Genomic DNA, 20926 nt, shown 5'->3' with positions numbered 1-20926 from the left:
ATAGGATGTCAAGGAGTAGCGCAGCACCATGCCACCGCCCAAACCCCGAGGAGAAGGACGTTCCGCCCTGATTGCGGCGGCGCGGAAGGAGTTCGACACGGTCGGCTATGAGGGGACCAACAGCAACGCGATCGCCCGGCGCGCCGGTTATGCCCCCCAGACCTTCTATCGCCATTTCCGCGACAAGCTGGAAGTCTTCATCGCGGTCTATGAGCAATGGACGGATGAGGAAATCGGCTTCATCGCCTCGGCCAGCACAGCGGAAGAAATCGCCGCCGCCATCCTCGCGCAACATCGCAAGAGCCGGATTTTCCGGCGCTCGCTGCGAGATCTGACGGTCCGCCATCCCGAGATGGCCAAGGCGCGGGCCACCTCGCGCGATCGGCAAATCGAGGCCACCTGCCGACGGTTGCCGAACTATGCGCGGCTGCCGCGCGCTGACCAGGTCGCCCGTCTTCTCACGTTCGAACGGCTTTGCGACGGTCTGGTCGAAGGCGATTTCAAGCGGCTCGGCGTGGCCGAGCGCGATGTGTTTCGACTTCTTGTCGACGAAGTACGTTCGTCATTGCCTGCGACAAACGCGAAGCGTTTGCGCAAGGGAGCTCCGCGACGAAGCAATCCATAGCGCCGCTTGCTGGGGCGTGGATTGCTTCGCTTCGCTCGCAATGACGGCAGTAAAGTGCACGCTGGAGAGGCGAGCTTTACGCCGCCACTGGCGCGGGCTGCGTCTCAGCCCTGCCCTTCGCAAACGGCGGGAAGGTCAGCGCGATCAGGAACGCGCCGAGGCCAAACGCCCACGAACCGATATAGAGCCACGCATAGCTGGCAAAGGTGTCGTAGATCAAACCGCCGGCCACCGGCCCGGTCGCCATGCCGAGGCTGCCGGCCATCGCGGTGCCGCCGATCACCGTGCCCATCATCCGCAGCGGAAAATTCTCGCGCACCAGCACCGAATAGAGCGGCATGGTGCCGGCATAGATGAAGCCGAACACCGCCGCCACGGCATAGAACGCGGCCAATTCGTGCACGAAGGCATAGCCGAGCGCGCCGAAGGCCTGCGCGAGCAATCCTGCGACCAGCACGCGCTTGGCGCCAAAACGGTCGCCGAGCAGGCCGAACGCGATGCGGCCGCCCAGCCCGGCCAGCCCCTCGACGCTGTAGATCGTGACGGCGGCGATCATCGGGATTCCGCAGCTGACGGCGTAACTCACGGTGTGGATGATCGGGCCGGAATGCGTGGCGCAGCAGAAGAAACTGGTCGCGAGCAGGATGATGAATTGCGGCGAGCGCAGCGCCTGCGCGAGCGACATCTCCGGCTCCGGCGCGGCGTCGTCCGATGCGGCCGCGGACACCGCTTCAAGCGCCGGCGGGCGGCGCACCAGGAGCGAGACCGGAATCATGATGGCGGCGACCACGACGGCCATGACCTGCATCGAGGTTCGCCAGTCATGGTTCGAAATCAGCCAGGCGGCGACCGGCGACATGATCATCGGCGCCATCCCCATCCCCGCCGAAACCAGCGACACCGCGAGGCTGCGATGGGTATCGAACCAGCCGGTGACGCAGGCCATCATCGGCGCGAAGATCGCCGAGATCGAGCCGCCGACCATCAGGCCGAACATGATTTGAAACGCCAGCAGCGACGGCGCCCGGCTGGCCAGCGCGAGGCTTGTCGCCAGCACGATCGACCCCGTCAGCACCACCGGCAGCGGCCCGAACCGGTCGGACAAGGTACCCCAGATCATGCTGGTGCACGCCATGGCGAGGAAGGCGATCGTCATGGCGCCGGACACGCCGGTGACCGACCAGCCGGTATCGCGCGCGATCGGTTGCAGGAACACCGGTAACGAAAACATGCCGCCGATGGCGACACAGCCGAGCAGGCCCCCGGCCGCGACGATCACCCAGCGATAGCGAGAATTGGTCATTCGTGGTCTCCAATGCGTCTTTCTAAACGGAAGACGAACGGGATGGGGTGGAACCGACAGGTTGATGGGTGTTCCTGATTATTTTTCGGGGCGTGGTCCGCTACGACCAAAGTTAGCCATATAGCGTAATGGTGAGAACCCATAATTCAGAGTGGTCGGCGGATGTCCGTTTTGGCGCGCATTCCGGACTCAAGTCGGACATCGCACGAGGTCCGAAAAGGCCAAAACCGGACGTAAGCCCTACCTGCCGTTGACGATGTGTTGGCCCCAAGTTGGATTTAGCGTACAACCTATTCCAGTTGGGATTTGCTTGCGATGGTTCAAAAGCAGCCAGGCCGGTTCGAGCGTAGGTTATCGGCGATATTGGCCGCCGACGTAGCTGGCTATTCGCGGCTTATGCATAGTGACGAAGAGGCTACGCATGCCAACCTGACGGTGCTCCTGGCGAACGCCGTCGCCCCAGCGATCACCGAACATGGCGGCCGCATCGTGAAGAACACCGGGGACGGGTTCTTGGCGGAGTTTCCGAGTGCGGTTGAGGCGGTTCGGGCCGCTATGCTATTCCAGACTCGGATCCTTGAGCTTACAATTGGAGAGGCTGAAGACAAACGCCTTAGTTTCCGTGTTGGCATCAACATCGGCGACATAATCGTCGACGTGCATGATATCTTCGGCGATGGCGTCAACATTGCGGCCCGGCTCGAAGGCATAGCCGAACCCGGCGGCATCTGTATCTCTTCGTCAGCCTACGATCAGGTTCGCGGCAAGGTCGCGGTCGAGTTTACCGATCTTGGCGAGCAGAACCTCAAGAACATCGCTCTTCCCGTACGGGCCTATGCCATGGTCCAAGACGGTGATGTCGCTGGAACGCAAAAAGGTCGCACGACGCCGCATTTAGCCTCTGCGTCGCGTCTGTCCATCGTGGTTCTACCGTTTGCGAATATAGGCGGCGACCCCGAGCAAGACTACTTCGTCGACGGGGTGACCGAAAGCCTGACCACAGACCTGTCCAGTATGGCTGGCGCGTTCGTCATCGCGCGCAACACCGCATTTACCTTCAAGGGCACTGCGATCGATGTGAAGCGAATCGGTCGTGAATTGAATGTCCGCTATGTGCTTGAAGGTTCAGTACAACGCGGCGGCAATCGGCTCCGCATCAACGTACAGCTCATCGACGCCGAAACCGGCAATCATCTTTGGGCCGACCGCTTTGATAAACCCATTGCCGACCTTTTCGATATGCAGGACGAAATTGTGTCGCGGCTCGCCAACGCTCTCGACGCAAGGCTGATGGCCGCCGAGGCTCGGCGAGCGGAAAGTTCGCCTCACCCCAGTTCAATGGACGCGTATTTCCAAGGCAGAGCAAACGTGAACAGGGGAATGACCCCAGAATATATGGCGAATGCTCAGAGGTTTTTCGCGCGTGCGTTGGTGCTCGATCCCCTCAATGCCGTGGCGCTGGCGGGAGCTGCACTCGTCGATGCGGCAATTGGCGGCAGCTTTCTCACCGACGACCGTGCTGCGCGCTTTGCGGCGGCCGAAGCGGCCGCGACCAAAGCTATTTCTCTCGCCTCGGAATACGCCTTGGCCCATATGGCTTTGGGCCTCGTCTACATTCTTACAAACCGCACAGCTCAAGGAATATCCGAATGCGAGCAAGCTCTGGCGTTGGATCGGAATTTGGCCGACGCTCACGCCATTATCGGTTGGGGCAAGATGTATTTGGGTCGTGCCGCGGAAACCGAAGCCCACATTCTTGAGGCGCTTCGGCTTTCTCCCCGCGATATCTTCGCTTTTCGTTGGATGGCATTTGTCGGTGCCGCGAAGTTGTTGCTTGCCGCCGATGGGGAAGCAGTCGTATGGCTGCGCCGCAGCATAGAGGCTAATCGCAATTTGCCTTTGTCTCATTTTCATCTAGCCGCTGGCCTAGCGCTGCTCGGCTCGTTGGACGAGGCGCGAGCCGCAGCGCAAACAGCACTAACGTTCGATCCGAACTTCACGCTCCAGCGGTTCCGCGCGGGTGTTGCCAGCAGTAATCCAACATTCCTTGCTCAGCGTGAGCGCACCATTGAGGGTATGCGCCTCGCGGGATTGCCCGAAGGGTGAGCGGTCGAAGAATGCCCGCAGAGCGTAGCGCGTAGGGTGGATTGGCGAAGCGTAATCCACCGATCGTTGCACGATGGCGCAATACGCTACGCTATTGCGCCCTACGAGCTGCAAGCTGTAGGCGCCCGAGGCGATGACGGCGTCAGCCTCGCATTCCGATCGCCGGCGGAAATGGCGGATCGTTATCGTCGTCAGGAGGCGCCACCGCAGAGTGATCGAACTGCATCGTAAAGGTGGCGCGGCCACGGCTGGTCTCGCGCAGGTCATTCACGTAACCGAACATGTTCATGAGCGGCACGATTGCGGTGATGACGTTGGCGTTGCCACGTACCCCCTGCCCCTGCATCTCGCCGCGTCGCAATTTCAAATCGGCGGTGACGGCGCCGATGTAATCCATCGGTGTCGTCACCTCGACCCTCATAACCGGCTCGAGCAGCACCGACCTGCCCTCCTGCAGCGCTTGACGAAAGCAGGCGCGCGCCGCGATTTCGAAGGCGAGCTCCGTCGAGTCGATGTCGTGGTATTTGCCGTCGACGAGTTGCACCTTGACGTCTACGACCGGGAAACCCGCAACGACGCCGGAGGCCAGAACGCTGCGAACGCCCGTTTCGATGGCGGGGATAAATCGGTCGGGCACCGCACCGCCAACGATCTTGGATTCGAACTCGTACCCTTTACCGGGCTCGTTGGGTTCAACGATGATCGTTATCGCCGCGAACTGGCCGGTACCGCCGGTCTGCTTCTTGTGGGTATAACTGTGCTCAACCCGCCTGGTGACGCGTTCGCGGAACGCCACCTGTGGCGCGCCGACATTGGTGTCAACCTTGTAGGTGCGGCGCAGCAGGCTGACCTTGCTGTCGAGATGCAATTCGCCCGCGCCCCTGAGGATGGTCTGACCGGATTCCGGATCGGTGGAAGAGCCGAATGTAGGATCCTCTGCAGCGAGTTCCGTTAGCGCAGCGCTGAGCTTTTCCTGGTCGGCCTTGAACTTCGGCTCGATCGCGATCTCGATAAGCCCACCCGGTGGCAGCCGGTCGTCAGACGAAGCCATGGCGTTCTCCGGCTCACTCCCGCTCGATTGTTCCAAGCGCGTAGGGTGGATTAGCGAAGCGTAATCCACCAGTCTTTGTGCGGTAGCGCAATATGCTACCTACGAGCTACGATAGCCGGCAACGGCCCGGACACGTTACCGACCTACGACAGTCATGCCCATCCGTCCAATTCTCCGCTATCCCGACCCCCGCTTGGCGCTCCCGGCGCAGCCCGTGACCGTGTTTGACGACGCGCTGCGCGAGCTCGCCAGCGACCTGCTCGAGACGATGCACGCAGCACCCGGTATCGGGATCACCGCGCCGCACGTCGGCATTTGCCTGCGTTGGCGGAGCGGACTTGCTCACGGGCGCGTGAAGTGGTTTCACGGGACGGGTTCCGACGAAACCGTTTTCTTCTTCCAAGAAGTCACTTTGGTGGCCTGCGAAGCCGGCCCGAAACAAACACCGGTCACCATCGCCACCAACGATCAACAAAAGGAGAATCTAGAGCTTCATCAAAGCGGGTTTGAGATAACTGAGGGGCCGCTCATGCGTTGTATTAATGTGTTGATTGCAGACCGCTGTCCAGTGGTTGTGGAGGGTTTGAAGAAGGTGCTCGGGGCGCAACATAACTTCAAACTTGTTGCGTGTTGCAGTGACGGTATAAGCTGCATCGAAGCAATTCGGAGTCTAAGGCCGGATATCGCCATTCTCGACGTCGCAATGCCTGGCCTGACCGGGTTGGAAATTCTCAGCATCGTCAACTTTGAGGGTTTTTCCACGAGGTTGGTTTTTTTCACCGCATCTGTTGAAGACAGCGAGTTGGTCAAGTCAACCGCGGCCGGTGCTTACGGCGTTATTCTGAAGGATGCGGCGCTGGAATTTCTGGTGAAGTCATTGCAGCAGGTCGCGGATGGACAGAGACTGTTCCCGCTGCCTTCCTCTGATGGGGTATCTCGGGAGCAAAGCGCGGGCACGGAGAATGCGCTGACGGTATTAACTGACCGAGAGCGCCAGATCATGTGCCTGGTGTCCGAAGGCTTGTCGAACAAGGAAATTGGCCGTCGACTGAATATTAGCGACGGTACCATCAAGGTGCATCTGCATCACATTTATGAGAAGTTGGAAATCCGCAACCGGACTGCACTCGCAGCGCTTGCTATCTCGCAAAATGAGACCTCCAGCCCGCCCATGGAAAATCAAGTTCCCCGGATACCAAAGCGGACATTAGCGACCTCCCAACACGGCGAGATGGTTAAGGGAAAAGATTTACATCCGTAGTTCCCCTGAGTTTCAAAGTGAACAGACGGCTCCCGCGCGGCGCTTTACCTTCTTACTTAAATTGTTGGCACCCGTTAGCCATACTGCGATCTGCCCGGCGCTCCCGCCGGGCTTTTCGTTTAGGATACGCGTTGCTTGGTGCTAGGGGATAACGACATGCGCAGCGTCGCCGAATATTTGGAAACGGCAGCCGAGTTCGATGAACTGGCGAGATCGAGCTCCGAATTGACCCTCAGAACACGCTACGCTCACGTGGCTGAATGCTACCGCCTCTTGGCCAGCGAGCTGCAACGGCTCATTGAAACAGGTGCTCTCAAGCCCGAACAGCCGTAACCCGTTTGTCGGCCCCAGGTGCGATCCTAGCGGGTTACCCCTTAATTCCTCTCACTGCTCATTATTAAGCCATACCATAGTTAATCCCGCTCCACTTATTATGGGCGTTGCTTTGCGCTGGGGGCGAGGACATGCGCAGCGTCGCCGAATATCTGGAGAAGGCCGCCGAGTTCGATGAGCTGGCAAGATCGACCAGCGAACCGGCATTAAAAAAGCGCTACGCTGATGTGGCTGAATCCTACCGCCTTTTGGCGATCGTATGGCAACGTCTCATTGAAACAGATGCTCCCAATTCCGAATAGCCGTGACCCGTTTGTTGGTAGCGTGATGGCAGGCATCCGGGCCTCCGTTACGGCCTCGCGGACGAAGTTCGCGTGGCACAACATCCACTCGGGGTTATTCGCGTCGATTTTGGCATGTCTGCGTAACGTCCGGTCCCGGGGTAATCTCGGAATGCCCGCTGTCCGATCCAAAGCATCAGTTTGGAGATGATTCAAGCACCCAAGCCGGACCACGGAGCCTGCATCGCGGACATCAATCACAGAGATCATGCCCATCCATCCAATTGTCCGCTATCCCGACCCTCGCCTTGCGCGCGCAGCGCAGCCTGTGACCGTGTTTGACGGCGCGCTGCGCGAACTGGCCAGCGACCTGCTCGAGACGATGCACGCCGCGCCCGGCATCGGGATCACCGCGCCGCATATCGGCATTTCCCTGCGGGTCGTGGTGCTCGACCTCGATCCGGTCGATGGCGCGCGAACCTATGTTAATCCGGAGATCATCTGGGCCTCGCCCGAGATGATCCTGCATCAGGAAGGCAGCGTCTCGATGCCCGGCGTCAACGACGACGTCACGCGCCATACGCGCGTCCGGATCAGCTATCGCGATCTCCACGGCAACCTGCAGGCCGAAGAATCGGAGGGTCTGCGCGCCGTCTGCCACCAGCATGAGATCGATCAGCTGAACGGCGTGTTCTGGCTTCAGCGGCTGTCCCGCCTCAAGCGCGAGCGGCTCATCAAGCGCTTCGAGAAGCTGTCGCGGGGTTGAGACGAAGGCGGGGCCGAGATGACATCGGAACTCGCGATGTGATTGTCATGCCTATCGATTTGCGCTAGGCACCGAGGTGGATCCCGGCAGGAAATTTTTCAGCCTGCGGCGGGGCGCGTTAGCTAATCGGTGGAGCATAAAATTATGGCGCGCAACATTCTGATCCTGGGAGCCTCGTATGGCTCATTGCTGGCGACCAAGCTGTTGATGGCGGGTCACAACGTGACGCTGGTTTGCCGCAAGAATACGGCGGAACTCATCAACCGCGACGGCACCCAGGTTCGCATCAAGCTGCGCGACGAGGCGATGCACCGGGCAATCTTCTCCCGCAATCTGCCCGGCAAACTCGACGCGGTGACGCCCGGCGACGTCGACGTTTCGCGGTATGATCTGGTGGGTCTGGCGATGCAGGAACCGCAATACACCAACCATACGATCCGGGTGCTGATGATCAAGATCGCCGCGGCGAAGCTGCCGTGTCTGTCGATCATGAACATGCCGCCGCTGCCCTATCTCAAGCGGATTCCGGCGCTGGCGGACATGGATCTGGAGGAGGCCTACACCAATGCCCAGATCTGGGAACGGTTCAAGCCGGGCCTGGTGACGCTGTGCTCGCCCGATCCGCAGGCCTTCCGTCCGCCGGAAGAGGCGGCGAATGTGCTTCATGTCGGCCTCGCCACGAACTTCAAGGCGTCGGTTTTCGAAGACGAGAAACACAATTTGCTGCTTCGCGAGCTGGAAGCCGACATCGACGCGGTGAAACTCGATGGGCTGGACGTTCCCGTAAAACTCAAGGTGTTCGATTCGCTGTTCGTGCCGCTGGCCAAATGGTCGATGTTGCTGACCGGGAATTACCGCTGCATCACGCTGCACGAACCGCGCTCGATCCGCGACGCCGTGCACAGCGATCTGAAGCTCTCGCAGTCGATCTACGACCATGTCGACGCCATCGCCCGGCGCCTCGGCGCCGACCCGAAGGACCAGGTTCCCTTCGAAAAATATGCCAAGGCGGCGGAAAGCCTGCTCAAACCCTCCTCGGCGGCCCGCGCGGTGGCCAGCGGCGCCCCCTTCATCGAGCGGGTCGACCTGCTGGTGAAGCTGATCGCCCAGCAGCTCGGCATGCCCAATGCCGAGATCGACCGCACGGTCGAGATCGTGGATCACAAACTGAACGAGAAGATCGTGGCGGGTGGTTCCAGCCCAGTGTGACCGGCGGCCCACGGCAGCGCGCGGGATGGATGAGCGAAGCGCAATCCACCGACCCTTGCACGACGTCGCAAGACGCCGAGCCTGTCATCGGGCGCGCATTCGCGCGACCCGGCGGCTCTTGCGCCGCTGAATTCAGGCATTCTTAACTTACATCCAGCAAGGTCGTATCTACGAAAGGCGCAACTTGCGGAGGTCCCTTTGACAACGATTTCTGCAACTCCGCCGTCGATCGGCGCCTCGCTGGCTCAGCTGATTTCCGGCGGCTCTGACGCAACCCCGACCCCTGTCGCCGCGAGCCCGAATTCTGCGGCCTCGCCCAGCACGACATCGAGTGGTCCCGCAACCTTCATCACCCTATCCGATCAGGCGAAGGCGGCGGCCGCCGCCAGGGCCCAGTCCGATCAGACCGCGGCCGACAATCTGCGAGCCTATGTCGAGGCCCACCGCGTCAACAGCGACGGTACCGGCGCCACGACAACCGCGACCAACGACACCAGCACCACCGGCACACCGCCAATAACGGGCTCGAAGGTCGAGGCGATCGTGGCGCAGATCAACGCGCTCGCCGACGCCAATCAGCCGCAGCCGTTCCAGCCATTTACGCCCACCAAGAGCCTGTCGAACAGCGTGACCATCGACGGCTACACCTTGACGCTCGATACCAATGCCAGCACGCAGTTTTACGGGATCGAGCTGAGTGGAAACGGCGTTCAAGCCTTCGACAAGCATTTCGGGCCGAGTGACGGAGCCGCCGGTGGCAGCGGGGCGACTGCTGGTGTCGGGATCGGCGCCGGCATTCCCAACAACAACAATGAGGCCTTGGACGCCATCACGATCACGCGGAACACAGCCACGGCAAGCAGCGCTTCGATATCCTCGCCGTCAACCGGCTCGATCTCGACAAGCTCGGTGAGCGCCCAGTCATCGTCGATCACGTTCCTGGTCAATTATGCAACTGGCCAGATCAGCGTGGAGCAATCGGCGGCGTCGGTGTCCGCACAATCGACCCGGGTCAGCTCACCCGGATCGACGTTCTCCGCGTTGGCATGAGCGCCCGACGCTGGGGATGGCCGTCTTCTGATTTTAAATTGTCAAACAGCACGAGGGCATGGGTCCGCATTCTCGCGGCATGAGATGCCCGAGGTTTGCGTAACCTTTCACCCTCGATAGACAGAGGGCGCAGGGAAAGCCGGGTGCGCGCTGCACCCGCGGTCTCGCGTGCAAATGGCAACAAGAAAACGCACACGAGCATACAGGTTCAGCGGAGGCAATCCGGCCTTCCCTGCGCAATGGTTTTACGGCTTATAACGCGCTCTCCCCGGTGACCGGGCTTTCTTGCCACCGTCGCATGCGAACGAATTCGCACACTTGACGCCAGCGTCGGGGCGTCAGGACCACACGACTTCGCCGTCCGCCTCGGCCACGTTCGTCTTCGTGACATCAGCGTCCACCGCATCTCACCGCAACGTTCGTGACGATCGCGACCCGCCCCTCATCCGCCGTGAGACGCGCGGATTCAAATCAGTGATTTGCCCGACGGCGAAAGCGAAATATTTTTGCAGCAAAGGCTGGACAGACTTTTGGTGATTTGCCCGTCGGGTCGATTGGTCGCATGCGACAACGCTCATTCGTCATTGCGAGCGAAGCGAAACAATCCACAGCGCCCCTTGCCGTGGCGGCCGTGGATTGCATGTAGGCGGGAAAAGAATGCAGCTTTGGGGTACAGTCTTCGGCAAGTTTAGTGCACTGTCACCGTAGTTCCGTCAGCACCACTGGCAGCGGCCCGAACCAGTCGGACAAGGTGCCCCAGATCATGCTGGTGAATGCCATGGCGAGGAAGGCGATCGTCATGGCTCTGGACACGCCGGTGACCGACCAGCCGGTATCCCGCGCGATCGGTTGCAGGAACACGGGCAACGAAAACATGCCGCCGATCGCGAAACAGCCGAGCGGGCCCCCGGCCGCGACGATCACCCAGCGATAGCGGGAAGTGGTCATTCGTGGTCTGGAGCCGACAGCCGATGATTTACCCGATGCAGCATTTTTTGAACTTCTTGCCGCTCCCGCAGGGACAGAGTTCATTGCGTCCAATGCTGCGGGACTTGAACATAGAGGCGCCGCGACGCAGTGTTCCGACACGCGCCATACCCTTGGTAGCTTCGTCCATCACGTCATCCTGTTTCCAGGGGAAGCGAAGATTGAGCCCAAACTTGGGGAGACCGTCATCCGCCCGGACGACAAGGCCGAACCAACTATCGGCGCGGCACACGTATTTTCTTCGCTGACAATGTGCCGCCAGTGTCTTAGCTGCCACCACGTTGGGGAGTGATCCGCAATGAACGGTGAGACCTGTGTTACCCTTTTCGAAACTAAGCGTGAAATCATGGAGTTCGCCATCTTTTCTTGTCCGCTGGGCGATTTCCTTGAGCCCCCTGTTCAGGTCGTCGAGCGACTCGTCGCCAAGAGTCAGGAGCATGAAACCAAGGTCCACTAAGGCAGCCTCGGCGCGATTTTCGATTGCTCTAAGCATCCGCCCGACCAACGTCCCATCCAATCGAGTAAGGATGCCGTTGGGGGTCCTCGGCCCCTCTATGCCTTCGCGCCGGACCGTCATGGCTGTGTCGAGTTCGACTGCGATCTCCTCCGCGAGCATGACCATATCGGTTTTGTCGTCGATCCAGAGGTTCTGGCGAAGATGGTACGCCAGGATGGTCAATTCATTGATCGAGGCTACGCGCTCGCCATAGTTGACGCGTCGGTTGATGTAGCTCAGCAACCGCAACGGGCTGGGCAGCATCTCCGCGAGCACATCGATCAAAAACACGTCCGCGATAAGTGGAACTTGGATTGTCTCGTCCGTCTCGTATTTTAGGAACTCGCGCGTCTGCACGGCCAATGCCGGATAATGATCGGAGACCACGCAAACCGGGTAAATCTCACGTAGTGTCGGGAGGTTGATTTTGCCTCCATGTTCACCGATAAACTCGAGAGCTGGATTACTCAGTGATATCGCACAAAGGTACGCTTGATCGTAAGCATCCTGTACCGACTTCTTGAAGTCGTCGCGCAGCTGAAGGTCATTGCCTTTGCGCGCCTCTAAAGTCAGCTTCTTGGATTTGCACTGGATCACGACCGCGCGGTCCGCGAACAGCACCAACACGTCGATCTCGCCGATGTGGCGGCCTTTGCCAAAAATGTTTACATTGCAATAGACGTTTTCGGCACCAAAGATTGTGGTAAGCCGCCTCGCCACGAAGGCTTCGGTGAATGCGCCCCGATTAGCGAAGGCAATGTCCTTGTAAGACTTGTCAGCGGCCATCCAGTAAAATGGGGAGTCATACAAGGCTTCAACGACGCCGTATGCCTGCAGCGATATATAATCGCCAGACGGGCACCGCAGTATTGGTAAGGCATTGGCGATATTGAAATCGCCCAATGAGGTAAAATTCCTGTTCGTCGGCGATTCGGGTGCGGTAAATGCGGCGAGGACGGCAGACGCCAATTCGGGAGTGACACCTGCTTCTGTAGCAATTTCATCGCACGAGAAGGTGAACCCCGGTAGTGCAGTCCAATGCGACGGATGCAGGTACCTCATGCCCTCGATCGTCTCAAGCATCTTCCGATTCAGAAGTTGCGTGAGCGCCCTCGCCATAGAGTGGCCATCGGCGATACGAAAGCCCTTGTTGGTATACAGCCAATCATCGTCCTTGGCGTAGCGGTCGAGCGCCAAATCGCGATACTGGAAGCTGTAGGCCGATTCACCGCCGTAAAAGATCGGCTCCCTTAGTACGTCGCCGCGCTGAAAAAGGCTGGCGGTCTCGGCGATTGGGGGGCCCCCCCTGCTGGGCTGTCACCGTCTGCTTGATCCCTTCAAACATGGGCTCATTCAAACAGGAGTGTAACTCGCCTAGAAGGCCTTCCGTCTTATCGACAAGCTCCTGCATATCAGGTGGCGTCGGAACGCTGAAATCAATCGGGTGTTTCAACATCAAGCCCATGAGTGTCGAGAACTCGGTCCTGATCGTTCGCTCGGGCACATATGAGGCGGCCATATCCTCGTTGGTCATTTGGCCATCATAGGAGATTAGGTTATCGCGGTAGGAGAGGTAGGCCAGCACATGTATGTAGCCCGGCGAGCCACACAGGGCATCCAGTTCGCCAAAGACTTCCTGCTCGCTGCGAATGACGATATCTCCCTTAGCCACGGCCCCCTCGTCAGTCTTCATCATCGAAGCCGACGCTGACCGAAGGGACTCGATGATGATTTACTCCCATATAGCGACGACCTGCCCTTCCGCTTTCTGCATGGTGGCCATCGCGTCGGCGTCATTCTCCGCTCCTGAAAAATTCCCGACACGTCGACGACGCCACCAGTGTAGCGCGAAGGTGGACTGGCAGGGCGGTAGTCCTCCAATCCCTGCACGGTGGCGCAATACGCTTCGCTATTGCGCCCTGCGAGCTACGAGCTGCAATTCTAGCGGAAAGCCTAATCCAATTTCACGTTAAAACGGAGTCGCAATCGCGTCTCAATCTGCGGTCATGCCGTCGGTCGATGTCACCGCTCCGCGATTCGCAGCCGGCTTGGCTTCGGCTCCTTGTGGCCGAATGCGGGGACACCTAAAGGGACGTTGACGGAGCGTGGAACCGTTGCGAGCTCTCCCCGACCAAATGAAATGAGCCGCGCATAATTGCGTCCTTTAGCCGAGCGACTTCCGGGGTGAGCGGAAGCGCATTGGCGAGCGCCGAGGCGCGTCTGCGCCATTTTGCTCGCTGATCTTTGTTCTCCGACAGTGCCATTGCTAGAGCCGCTTCGGCAGCGCCGAACTTATCGCGGGCTTCCAGGAGCGGCCCGTATGCTGCCAAAGCATAACGCTTAGCTACGCGCGACCTCGACCAAGCCGAAGGTGGGCCTGGGCCAAAAGCGACATCGACTGCGCAATGCCGTGGCGGTCTGACCCGGAGCGTTGCTTAGCGCGAATGCTTTCAATTGCCCTGCAGCGGGCGTGGCTAATCCGCTCAGTTCTGAGCGCGAGCCAGGCAAGATTATGTAGCGTGTTGCCGATGCCGGACGGCATGCTCAGCAAGCGCTTGAGGCGCAAGCTCTCTTCCAAATGTGCTTCAGCCGCGGGATGGTCGTTCAGGTTGGACGCCTGTAGGCCGAGGTTATTGAACGCCCGACTAGCAAAATCCAGCCGCCCGCCCTGACGTGCCCGCACAGCAACCGGCTCTAGCAATCGGAATGCGGAACGCGACTTCCCGAGCTTATCTAAGGCTATGGCTAAGGCGTTAGTAAGCTCCTCTTGTTGAGCGCGATATCGAGGCCAGTTTCGAAGGCGGCGCAACGCCAGCAGATAGGTGTGCGCTGCGTCGCGCCATCGGCTCATAACTCGTAGCTGTTGGCCAACGATCTTCGCAGCCTCGGCCTCTAGAGCTGGCGAACCCAGCTGGTTGGCAAGAGCCACCGCGCGCTGCCCGTACTTGAGCGCAGCCACCGGCCGACCAAGCCGGCGCAGAGAGGCGGCCGCTCCAAGCATGAAGCGAACCCTCTCGCTCAATGTCCCGTCACTGGGACGCGCAACGGTGGTGAAGAGCTGCAGCGCCGTTCTCGGGTCGCCAGCCGCCAAACAGATATGGCCACAGACCAAGAAAGGCGAAGCTTTGAGCGCCTGGGCCCATCTCCGCCATAACTCATCATTGTCGCGCGGACCTCCTGCTCTTGATTCAGCTGCGAATTGCGGCTGGCCGAACAGGTAGGACAGAACCTTAGTCGTATCGGTACGAAGAAACACATCCGCTTGCGTCAAAAGGGCAGCCGCACCCTTCAACTCCAATGGGGCCGTGAAACGGTCGAGCGGTTCCAATTCTCGGGGCAAGGACGCTCCACCAACGTGATCAATCCAGACGACCCGCCCAGTTCCACGAGGAAGGGACGCCAACAATGGATTGATATCGAAATCATCCATTCCGCTGTACCCCACGACAAGGACTGTGCTGTCGCGGAATAAGGCCTGAAGAAGTTTTCTAAGAGCGCCGGTCCGTCTGCGGGCGACTTGGCCCGAGGAAAGCGCCAATCGCTCCAGGCCGCCGCACTCGGTCAGGGTACCATGAAGTTTGTAAATTCGTGCGCTGCGCAATTTCAATCGCTCAGTCGAAACCACAACGTGAATTGGCACTTGCACTTGAGCTGCGGCCTGCTCAATCAGTGTGTCGAAATTGGTAGTTGCTATAACACCCCCATTCTTGAGCGCGGCGGCAAGCGCTTTGTGGTTTGCATTTGGACTGTCGGAGGCGAGCACCGACAGAAATCCCAACGCTTTAGGTCCCACAATGCCGAGCAGTATCTCGGCAAATGTCTCTGGGCGCAGAGCTTCGGCCGCCGCTATCACGGCCGACTGCAGGCGCTTTTCTAGGGGAGCGGAAACGGCTTCGGCTGCGCCGCGCAATAGCTCTCGGGCCAAAGGCAGGCAGCTCGGCGGATCATGTGAGATACCGGCCCCGGCTAGGACGGTGAGCTGCCCATCTGCTGCGAGCGCTTTGAGTGTGGCGAGCGTCATCAACTTGCCTTAGCTCAGTATTCTATAGGCAATTTCAGAGGTTGTCGCAGCTTCGCCGTCTGCGTTTGATGTCGCATCAAAGCCGGCCGAGCGCAGGAATTTCGCACCTCGGCTTCAAATTCGCGCCCGCGAGCAGCCGCACCGTCCCCTCGCTCACTCCCACTCGATCGTGCCCGGCGGCTTTGACGTCACGTCATAAACCACCCGATTGACGCCCTTGACCTCGTTGATGATGCGGGTCGCGGTTTCGCCCAGGAATTTCATGTCGAACGGATAAAAATCAGCGGTCATGCCGTCGGTCGAGGTCACCGCGCGCAGGCCCACGACATATTCGTAGGTGCGCCCGTCGCCCATCACGCCGACGGTCTTGACCGGCAGCAGCACCGCAAACGCCTGCCAGATCGTGTCGTAGAGGCCGGCCTTGCGGATCTGGTCGATGTAGACGGCGTCCGCATTGCGCAGGATCTCGAGTTTTTCCGGTGTGATCTCGCCGGGGCAGCGGATCGCGAGACCCGGGCCGGGGAACGGATGCCGGCCGACGAAGATTTCGGGCAGGCCGAGTTCGCGCCCCAGCACGCGCACCTCGTCCTTGAACAATTCGCGCAACGGCTCGACCAGCTTCATCTTCATGCGCGCCGGGAGACCGCCGACATTGTGGTGCGACTTGATGGTCACCGAGGGGCCGCCGGTGAAGGAGACGCTCTCGATCACGTCGGGGTACAGCGTGCCCTGCGCCAAAAACTCCGCCGGTCCTTCGCCTTTTTTTGCGATCTTCTTCGCTTCGACGTCGAACACATCGATGAACAGCCGGCCGATGGTCTTGCGCTTTTGTTCGGGATCGCTGACGCCGGCGAGTTCCCCCAGAAATTGCTTCGACGCATCAACGTGAACCAGCGGGATGTTGTAGTGATGCCGGAACAGGTCGACCACGGTCTCGGCTTCCTTGAGCCGCAACAGGCCGTGATCGACGAACACGCAGGTGAGCTGGTCGCCGATCGCCTCGTGGATCAACACCGCTGCCACCGCCGAATCGACGCCGCCGGAGAGACCGCAGATCACCCTGCCCTTGCCGACCTGGGCGCGGATCTTCTCGATCGCTTCCTCGCGGAAGGCACGCATGGTCCAGTCGCCGGTGAGGCCGGCGACCTTGCGGACGAAATTGCGGATCAGTTTTGCCCCGTCCGGCGTATGCACCACCTCGGGATGGAACATCAGCCCGTAATACCGGCGCTTCTCGTCCTGGATCACGGCGAATGGTGCATTGGCGGAAACCCCGGCCACCGCAAAGCCCGGCGGCATTTTGGTGATGCGGTCGCCATGGCTCATCCAGACCGGATGCTTTTCGCCGGTCGACCAGCAGGCATCGAACAGCCGGCTGTCGGCCTTGACCTCGACATCAGCGCGGCCGAATTCTCTGGCGTGGCCGCCCTCGACCTCGCCGCCGAGCTGGGCCGCCATGGTCATCTGGCCGTAGCAGATGCCGAGCACGGGCACGCCGGAATCGAAGATCGCCTGCGGCGCGCGCGGCGAGCCCGCCTCATGCACCGATTCAGGGCCGCCGGAGAGGATGACGGCCTTCGGCTTCATGGCCAAAAACGCCGCTTCCGCCTTCTGGAACGGCACTATTTCGGAATAGACGCCCTCCTCGCGCACCCTGCGCGCGATCAGTTGCGTCACCTGACTGCCGAAATCGACAATCAGAATCTTGTCATGCGCCGAGGCCACCTTGGCGCTCTGCTCGCGGGCTGGCTGTGCTGCTGTCATGGCAAGGAAGTACGCGACGGGCGGCGGCCTCGCAACCGCACAAAACTGCTGGCCCACATCCTTCTGCAGGCATGGACACATCAAAAACAGGTCAGTATTATTGACCTAAGAACGCCAGGAGGAAACCATGCAGCATGAGCATCACGACGCCGCGCATTTGGCCGCCTTGGGGCGGCAATGGATTGCGGCCTGGAATTCACGCGATCTGGAACACGTTCTCACGCTTTATGCCGACGATTGCGAGATGACCTCGGACAAGATCCGGGCGCTGGGTTTCGATTCCAGCGGAACGTTACGTGGCAAGGCCAAGCTTCGGATGTATTGGGGGAAAGCCCTTCAGCAGCTTGCGCCCAACCTGCATTTTGAGCTGATCGATACCTATGTCAGCCCCGACAGCATCGTTGTCTTCTACCAGAACGAGAACGGCGTGAAGATCTGCGAATATCTGCGGCTGGATGCGCAAGGCAAGATCACCCAGGGCTCCGCCAATCATCTCGCGCGTTGAACCCCATCCGTCATTGCGAGGAGCCAACGGGTCGCGCGAATGCGCGCCCGATGACAGGCTCCGCGACGCAATCCATCCCTTCTTTTGCGCCGATACATGGATTGCTTCGTCGCAAGTGCTCCTTTTTTTCCCTCCCCCCGCGAAGCGGCGGGGAGGGATCAAGGGTGGGGGGTCGCGCCGCGAACGCCGCTTTCAACGAGTTTGCCGCTAGACCCCCCACCCCCGACCCCTAAGAGCGAGCTTCGCTCGTCTCGACCCCGCCACGCGCTAACGCGCGCGGAGGGAGGGGAGAAGGCGATTGCGGGCGGGTCGCAGCTCTGACCTTCCATCAGCCGTCATTGCGAGCGAAGCGAAGCAATCCACGCCTTTTTTTGCGAGGAGAGCTGGATTGCTTCGTCGCGGAGCCTGTCATCGGGCGCGCATTCGCGCGACCCGTTGGCTCCTCGCAATGACGACTGGGTTCAGCCCGCCTGCCTCTTCAGCACCGAGACGAAAAACCCGTCCGTTCCGGTGCGGCGCGGCGTCATCAATAGCCCCTCGGCCGATTGCAGCGTCGCGGCGGCGAAATCCTCGGCTTTGTCCCAGAGCACGGTCATGGTTTGGGCGGGCGGCACCACGGCAAAATCGGGATGGCGGACGAGAAACTGGCGGATCTGGTCGCCGTTTTCCGGCGGCAACACCGAGCAGGTGATATAGGCGATCCGCCCGCCCGGTTTTACCAATGCGGCGGCGCGATCAAGCACTTCGACCTGGTCCTTCAGACGGACCTCGAGCGCGCCCGGCCGCATCCGCCACTTGGCGTCGGGGTTGCGCCGCCAGGTGCCGGTTCCCGTGCAGGGCGCGTCGATCAGCACCAGATCGGCGGAGGCATGAATGTCGCTCAAGGTATCGTTCGGCCCCTTCGGCGTCCGCACGTCGCAATTGTGCACGCCGGCGCGCGACAGCCGCTCGTAGATCGGCGCCAGCTGCCGCTTGTCGTGATCTGTGGCAATGAGCCGGCCCTTGCCCTGCATCATCGCGGCCAGCGCCAGGGTCTTGCCGCCGGCGCCGGCGCAGAGATCGATCACCTGCTCGCCGGGTTTTGCCGCCGACAACAGCGCGGCGAGCTGCGAGCCTTCGTCCTGCACCTCGATATTGCCCTTGATGAAATCTTCCTCGGCATGGATGCCGGGATTGCGGGCATCGGCGGCCAGGTCAATGCGCAAGCCGATCGGCGACCATGGCGTCGGCATCGTTCCCAAATGCGCGGTCGACGCCAGCACCTTCTCGCGCATCGCCTTCAGGGTATTGACGCGCAGGTCGAGCGGCGCCCGGCTCGCCATTGCGGTTGCCTCTGCGACGCGGTCATCGCCGAACACCTGCATGAGGTATCCGTCGAGCCAGTCCGGATAATCGCCGGCGATCGGCGCCGGCGCATCGGCGAGCGAACGCGAGGTGAGCGCGGCGCGCTCGGCGTCGGTCAGCGGCGCCGGCGCGAAACGCCCGCCGTCGCACAATGCCGCGATCTGCTCGGCATCGAGCTTGCGCTCGAGTTTCAGCATGCCCAGCAGGCGCGCGCGCGCCGTATCCGCGTCCATGATCCAGGCGCTCGAGGCCCGCCGCCGCAGCACGTCCCAGAGCAGGCCCGAGATCGCGGCGCGGTCGCCCGAGCCGGCAAAGCGATGCGCGGTGCCCCACTCCTTCAGCGCCTTCGCCGCCGGAATGCGCTGGGCATCGATGGTATCGATGAGCTCGATGGCCGCGGAAAGGCGGGCTGCGGGAGTCATTCAAAACTTTCGGTTCGAGAAGGAAGGCGCGCTCAGATCAACAACAGAATCTTCAGCGCGAAATAGACCCACATGATGAGCAGCACCACGACGCCGGCGAACCACGCCAGCGAACGCCGGTTCAGATCGTTGGAACTCACGAATACCCCGGCATGCACCAGGCGCGTCACCACAAACACCCAGGACAGCACGACGATCAGGTAATCCGCGTGGCGCAGCGGAAGCGCCAGCGCGATCAAAATGTAAAACAGCACAGGCAGTTCGAACTGGTTCTTGAAGCAATTGCCGATCTGGGTGGCGCGGACCGGCCAGTTCGGCTGTCCGAGCACGATATCCTTGACCGTGGTCTCGCGGCTGACCAGCGCGTTTCTGCGGGCACCGGCCATCCAGAGCATTAGTGCGAAAGTGAGCCCGATCAGGACAAAGACCGGCAGTAAAACCGTTGGAACCGACATCGAAACTCCCCCTGAATGCGCGCGCCCCCCGCTATAGCGGCCGGGCGTCCGGCTGACAATAAATCAGGCAGGGCAGCCTTCCGGCCAACCGAAAGCGTTGAACCAGCATCATCGCTGCCGAGACCAACCCAAAAGCGGGCCTGTCAATTCCGGTAACCCAATCGATCCCGACCCCGCGCGAGACGCTGCGATGGACCTTGCATCCTCCCTTCTGAAGGGGTCAACCGCGATGGCCGGGGGCGCCTTCGATTCCGTCACCGCGTTCCTCAGCACGCTGGCGGAAGCAGTCGGACTGTTCCCGGACGACAGCCCGGACGGCGCATTCGGCCTCTTGATATCGGGGCTCGCGGGCGTCGCGGCCGCGATGGCGGTCGGCATCGCGCTGACCGTCTATTTCCGGACGGGCTATCGCAGCGCCAGGGACATCATCCGGCACGGCCTCGCGCTCGCCCTCGTGCTCGGCCTCCTCGCCTTCGTCGCCTACGATTTACGGCACGCCGCGTTCGCCTATCTCGGCATCAATCCGGCCAGCCCCGCGGTCGAGTTTGAAATTCGGCTGCCGCAGGCGGCGGCCGCCCTGGCCGAGACCCAGGTCGAGCTGCATACCGACAGGAACCAGACCCTCGCCCACCTCGAAGGCGGGTTGTCGTCCGACGGCGATGGCCGCAGCGTGCTGAGGGGCTCGGTGGCGCTGGAGTTTCGCGCCACCGACCGCGTCATGATCCTGAATCTGCCGGGCCCGGCCCAGTACCAGTTCAAGCTGCGGCTCGCCGCCAGCCCGTCGCACTCCGATCAGTTCGGGCCGTGGCATCTGGCCGATCGCGTCGTGGCACCCGGCGATCGCCCGGGCAGCGGACCCAATGACGCCTTCGCGATCCGCTACCGCGTGCTGTAATTTTCCCCGATCCTTCGAACTTGATCGTTCCAACATCGGGCAAATCATGCCC

At 60.9% G+C, this 20926-nt stretch carries 17 protein-coding genes and 2 pseudogenes; 10 read left to right on the top strand and 9 right to left on the bottom strand.

Annotated features, from left to right (window positions below; translation table 11 throughout):
- Nucleotides 1-28: 28 nt before the first annotated feature.
- Nucleotides 29-625: a TetR/AcrR family transcriptional regulator gene (locus E8A46_RS06140; protein WP_291558719.1), complete on the top strand. Its 597-nt coding sequence runs from the start codon at nucleotides 29-31 to the stop codon at nucleotides 623-625.
- A gap of 76 nt (nucleotides 626-701) precedes the next feature.
- Here the strand turns inward: E8A46_RS06140 and E8A46_RS06135 are convergent, their stop codons facing one another.
- The gene (locus E8A46_RS06135; protein WP_291558717.1) at nucleotides 702-1928 is read right to left on the bottom strand and encodes an MFS transporter; all 1227 of its coding nucleotides are present in this window, start codon (nucleotides 1926-1928) and stop codon (nucleotides 702-704) included.
- Between the two features lie 315 nt (nucleotides 1929-2243).
- On the opposite strand from E8A46_RS06135, the gene E8A46_RS06130 reads away from it, so the two are divergent.
- The gene (locus E8A46_RS06130; protein WP_291558715.1) at nucleotides 2244-4034 is read left to right on the top strand and encodes an adenylate/guanylate cyclase domain-containing protein; all 1791 of its coding nucleotides are present in this window, start codon (nucleotides 2244-2246) and stop codon (nucleotides 4032-4034) included.
- Nucleotides 4035-4176: 142 nt separating this feature from the next.
- On the opposite strand, the pseudogene fusA reads toward E8A46_RS06130, so the two are convergent.
- Nucleotides 4177-5049: pseudogene (gene fusA / locus E8A46_RS06125) on the bottom strand (elongation factor G); the annotation flags it as partial.
- Nucleotides 5050-5239: 190 nt separating this feature from the next.
- On the opposite strand from fusA, the gene E8A46_RS06120 reads away from it, so the two are divergent.
- The 6 genes from E8A46_RS06120 (at nucleotide 5240) to E8A46_RS06095 (ending at nucleotide 9985) form a co-directional block, all read left to right on the top strand.
- The gene (locus tag E8A46_RS06120) at nucleotides 5240-6346 is read left to right on the top strand and encodes a LuxR C-terminal-related transcriptional regulator (RefSeq protein WP_291558713.1); all 1107 of its coding nucleotides are present in this window, start codon (nucleotides 5240-5242) and stop codon (nucleotides 6344-6346) included.
- Between the two features lie 156 nt (nucleotides 6347-6502).
- Nucleotides 6503-6679 carry a hypothetical protein gene (locus tag E8A46_RS06115; protein WP_291558711.1) on the top strand — a complete coding sequence of 59 codons (177 nt, stop codon included), beginning with the start codon at nucleotides 6503-6505 and terminating at the stop codon, nucleotides 6677-6679.
- A gap of 131 nt (nucleotides 6680-6810) precedes the next feature.
- On the top strand, nucleotides 6811-6981 hold the full coding sequence (locus tag E8A46_RS06110) for a hypothetical protein (protein ID WP_291558709.1): 171 nt from the start codon (nucleotides 6811-6813) through the stop codon (nucleotides 6979-6981).
- 247 nt (nucleotides 6982-7228) lie between these two features.
- Nucleotides 7229-7726, top strand: coding sequence for a peptide deformylase (locus tag E8A46_RS06105; RefSeq protein ID WP_291558707.1), 498 nt, complete (start codon nucleotides 7229-7231; stop codon nucleotides 7724-7726).
- A 144-nt stretch (nucleotides 7727-7870) separates the two neighbouring features.
- The gene (locus E8A46_RS06100) at nucleotides 7871-8935 is read left to right on the top strand and encodes a 2-dehydropantoate 2-reductase N-terminal domain-containing protein (RefSeq protein ID WP_291558705.1); all 1065 of its coding nucleotides are present in this window, start codon (nucleotides 7871-7873) and stop codon (nucleotides 8933-8935) included.
- Nucleotides 8936-9133: 198 nt separating this feature from the next.
- Nucleotides 9134-9985 (top strand): hypothetical protein, encoded by an 852-nt coding sequence (locus tag E8A46_RS06095; protein WP_291558704.1) that lies wholly within the window; start codon nucleotides 9134-9136, stop codon nucleotides 9983-9985.
- A 711-nt stretch (nucleotides 9986-10696) separates the two neighbouring features.
- Here the strand turns inward: E8A46_RS06095 and E8A46_RS06090 are convergent.
- The 5 genes and pseudogenes from E8A46_RS06090 to guaA form a co-directional block, all read right to left on the bottom strand.
- A pseudogene (locus E8A46_RS06090) lies at nucleotides 10697-10933 on the bottom strand (MFS transporter); the annotation flags it as partial.
- Nucleotides 10934-10961: 28 nt separating this feature from the next.
- On the bottom strand, nucleotides 10962-12665 hold the full coding sequence (locus E8A46_RS06085) for an SEC-C metal-binding domain-containing protein (protein WP_291558702.1): 1704 nt from the start codon (nucleotides 12663-12665) through the stop codon (nucleotides 10962-10964).
- Between the two features lie 28 nt (nucleotides 12666-12693).
- A complete protein-coding gene (locus tag E8A46_RS06080; protein ID WP_291558700.1) occupies nucleotides 12694-13164 on the bottom strand; it encodes a hypothetical protein in 471 nt (156 codons plus the stop codon).
- Between the two features lie 648 nt (nucleotides 13165-13812).
- Nucleotides 13813-15489 (bottom strand): SIR2 family protein, encoded by a 1677-nt coding sequence (locus E8A46_RS06075; protein WP_291558698.1) that lies wholly within the window; start codon nucleotides 15487-15489, stop codon nucleotides 13813-13815.
- Nucleotides 15490-15642: 153 nt separating this feature from the next.
- A complete protein-coding gene (gene guaA, locus E8A46_RS06070) occupies nucleotides 15643-17253 on the bottom strand; it encodes a glutamine-hydrolyzing GMP synthase (RefSeq protein WP_291558696.1) in 1611 nt (536 codons plus the stop codon).
- A 127-nt stretch (nucleotides 17254-17380) separates the two neighbouring features.
- On the opposite strand from guaA, the gene E8A46_RS06065 reads away from it, so the two are divergent.
- Nucleotides 17381-17758, top strand: a complete 378-nt coding sequence (locus E8A46_RS06065) for a nuclear transport factor 2 family protein (protein WP_291558694.1) — start codon at nucleotides 17381-17383, stop codon at nucleotides 17756-17758.
- 461 nt (nucleotides 17759-18219) lie between these two features.
- On the opposite strand, the gene E8A46_RS06060 is transcribed toward E8A46_RS06065, so the two are convergent.
- Together E8A46_RS06060 and E8A46_RS06055 are read right to left on the bottom strand one after the other, a co-directional pair.
- Nucleotides 18220-19524, bottom strand: coding sequence for an RsmB/NOP family class I SAM-dependent RNA methyltransferase (locus E8A46_RS06060; RefSeq protein WP_291558692.1), 1305 nt, complete (start codon nucleotides 19522-19524; stop codon nucleotides 18220-18222).
- 32 nt (nucleotides 19525-19556) lie between these two features.
- Complete coding sequence (locus E8A46_RS06055; RefSeq protein ID WP_291558690.1) at nucleotides 19557-19979, bottom strand: MAPEG family protein; 423 nt, start codon at nucleotides 19977-19979, stop codon at nucleotides 19557-19559.
- Nucleotides 19980-20169: 190 nt separating this feature from the next.
- Between E8A46_RS06055 and E8A46_RS06050 the strand changes: the two genes are divergently transcribed.
- Nucleotides 20170-20874, top strand: a complete 705-nt coding sequence (locus E8A46_RS06050; protein ID WP_363251177.1) for an acriflavin resistance protein — start codon at nucleotides 20170-20172, stop codon at nucleotides 20872-20874.
- Nucleotides 20875-20926: the final 52 nt, after the last annotated feature.

Source organism: Bradyrhizobium sp. (assembly GCF_004799445.1).
Lineage (GTDB): Bacteria > Pseudomonadota > Alphaproteobacteria > Rhizobiales > Xanthobacteraceae > Bradyrhizobium.
The sequence above is the reverse complement of the archived record's forward strand: the minus strand, read 5'-3'. Positions and strand labels throughout refer to the sequence as shown.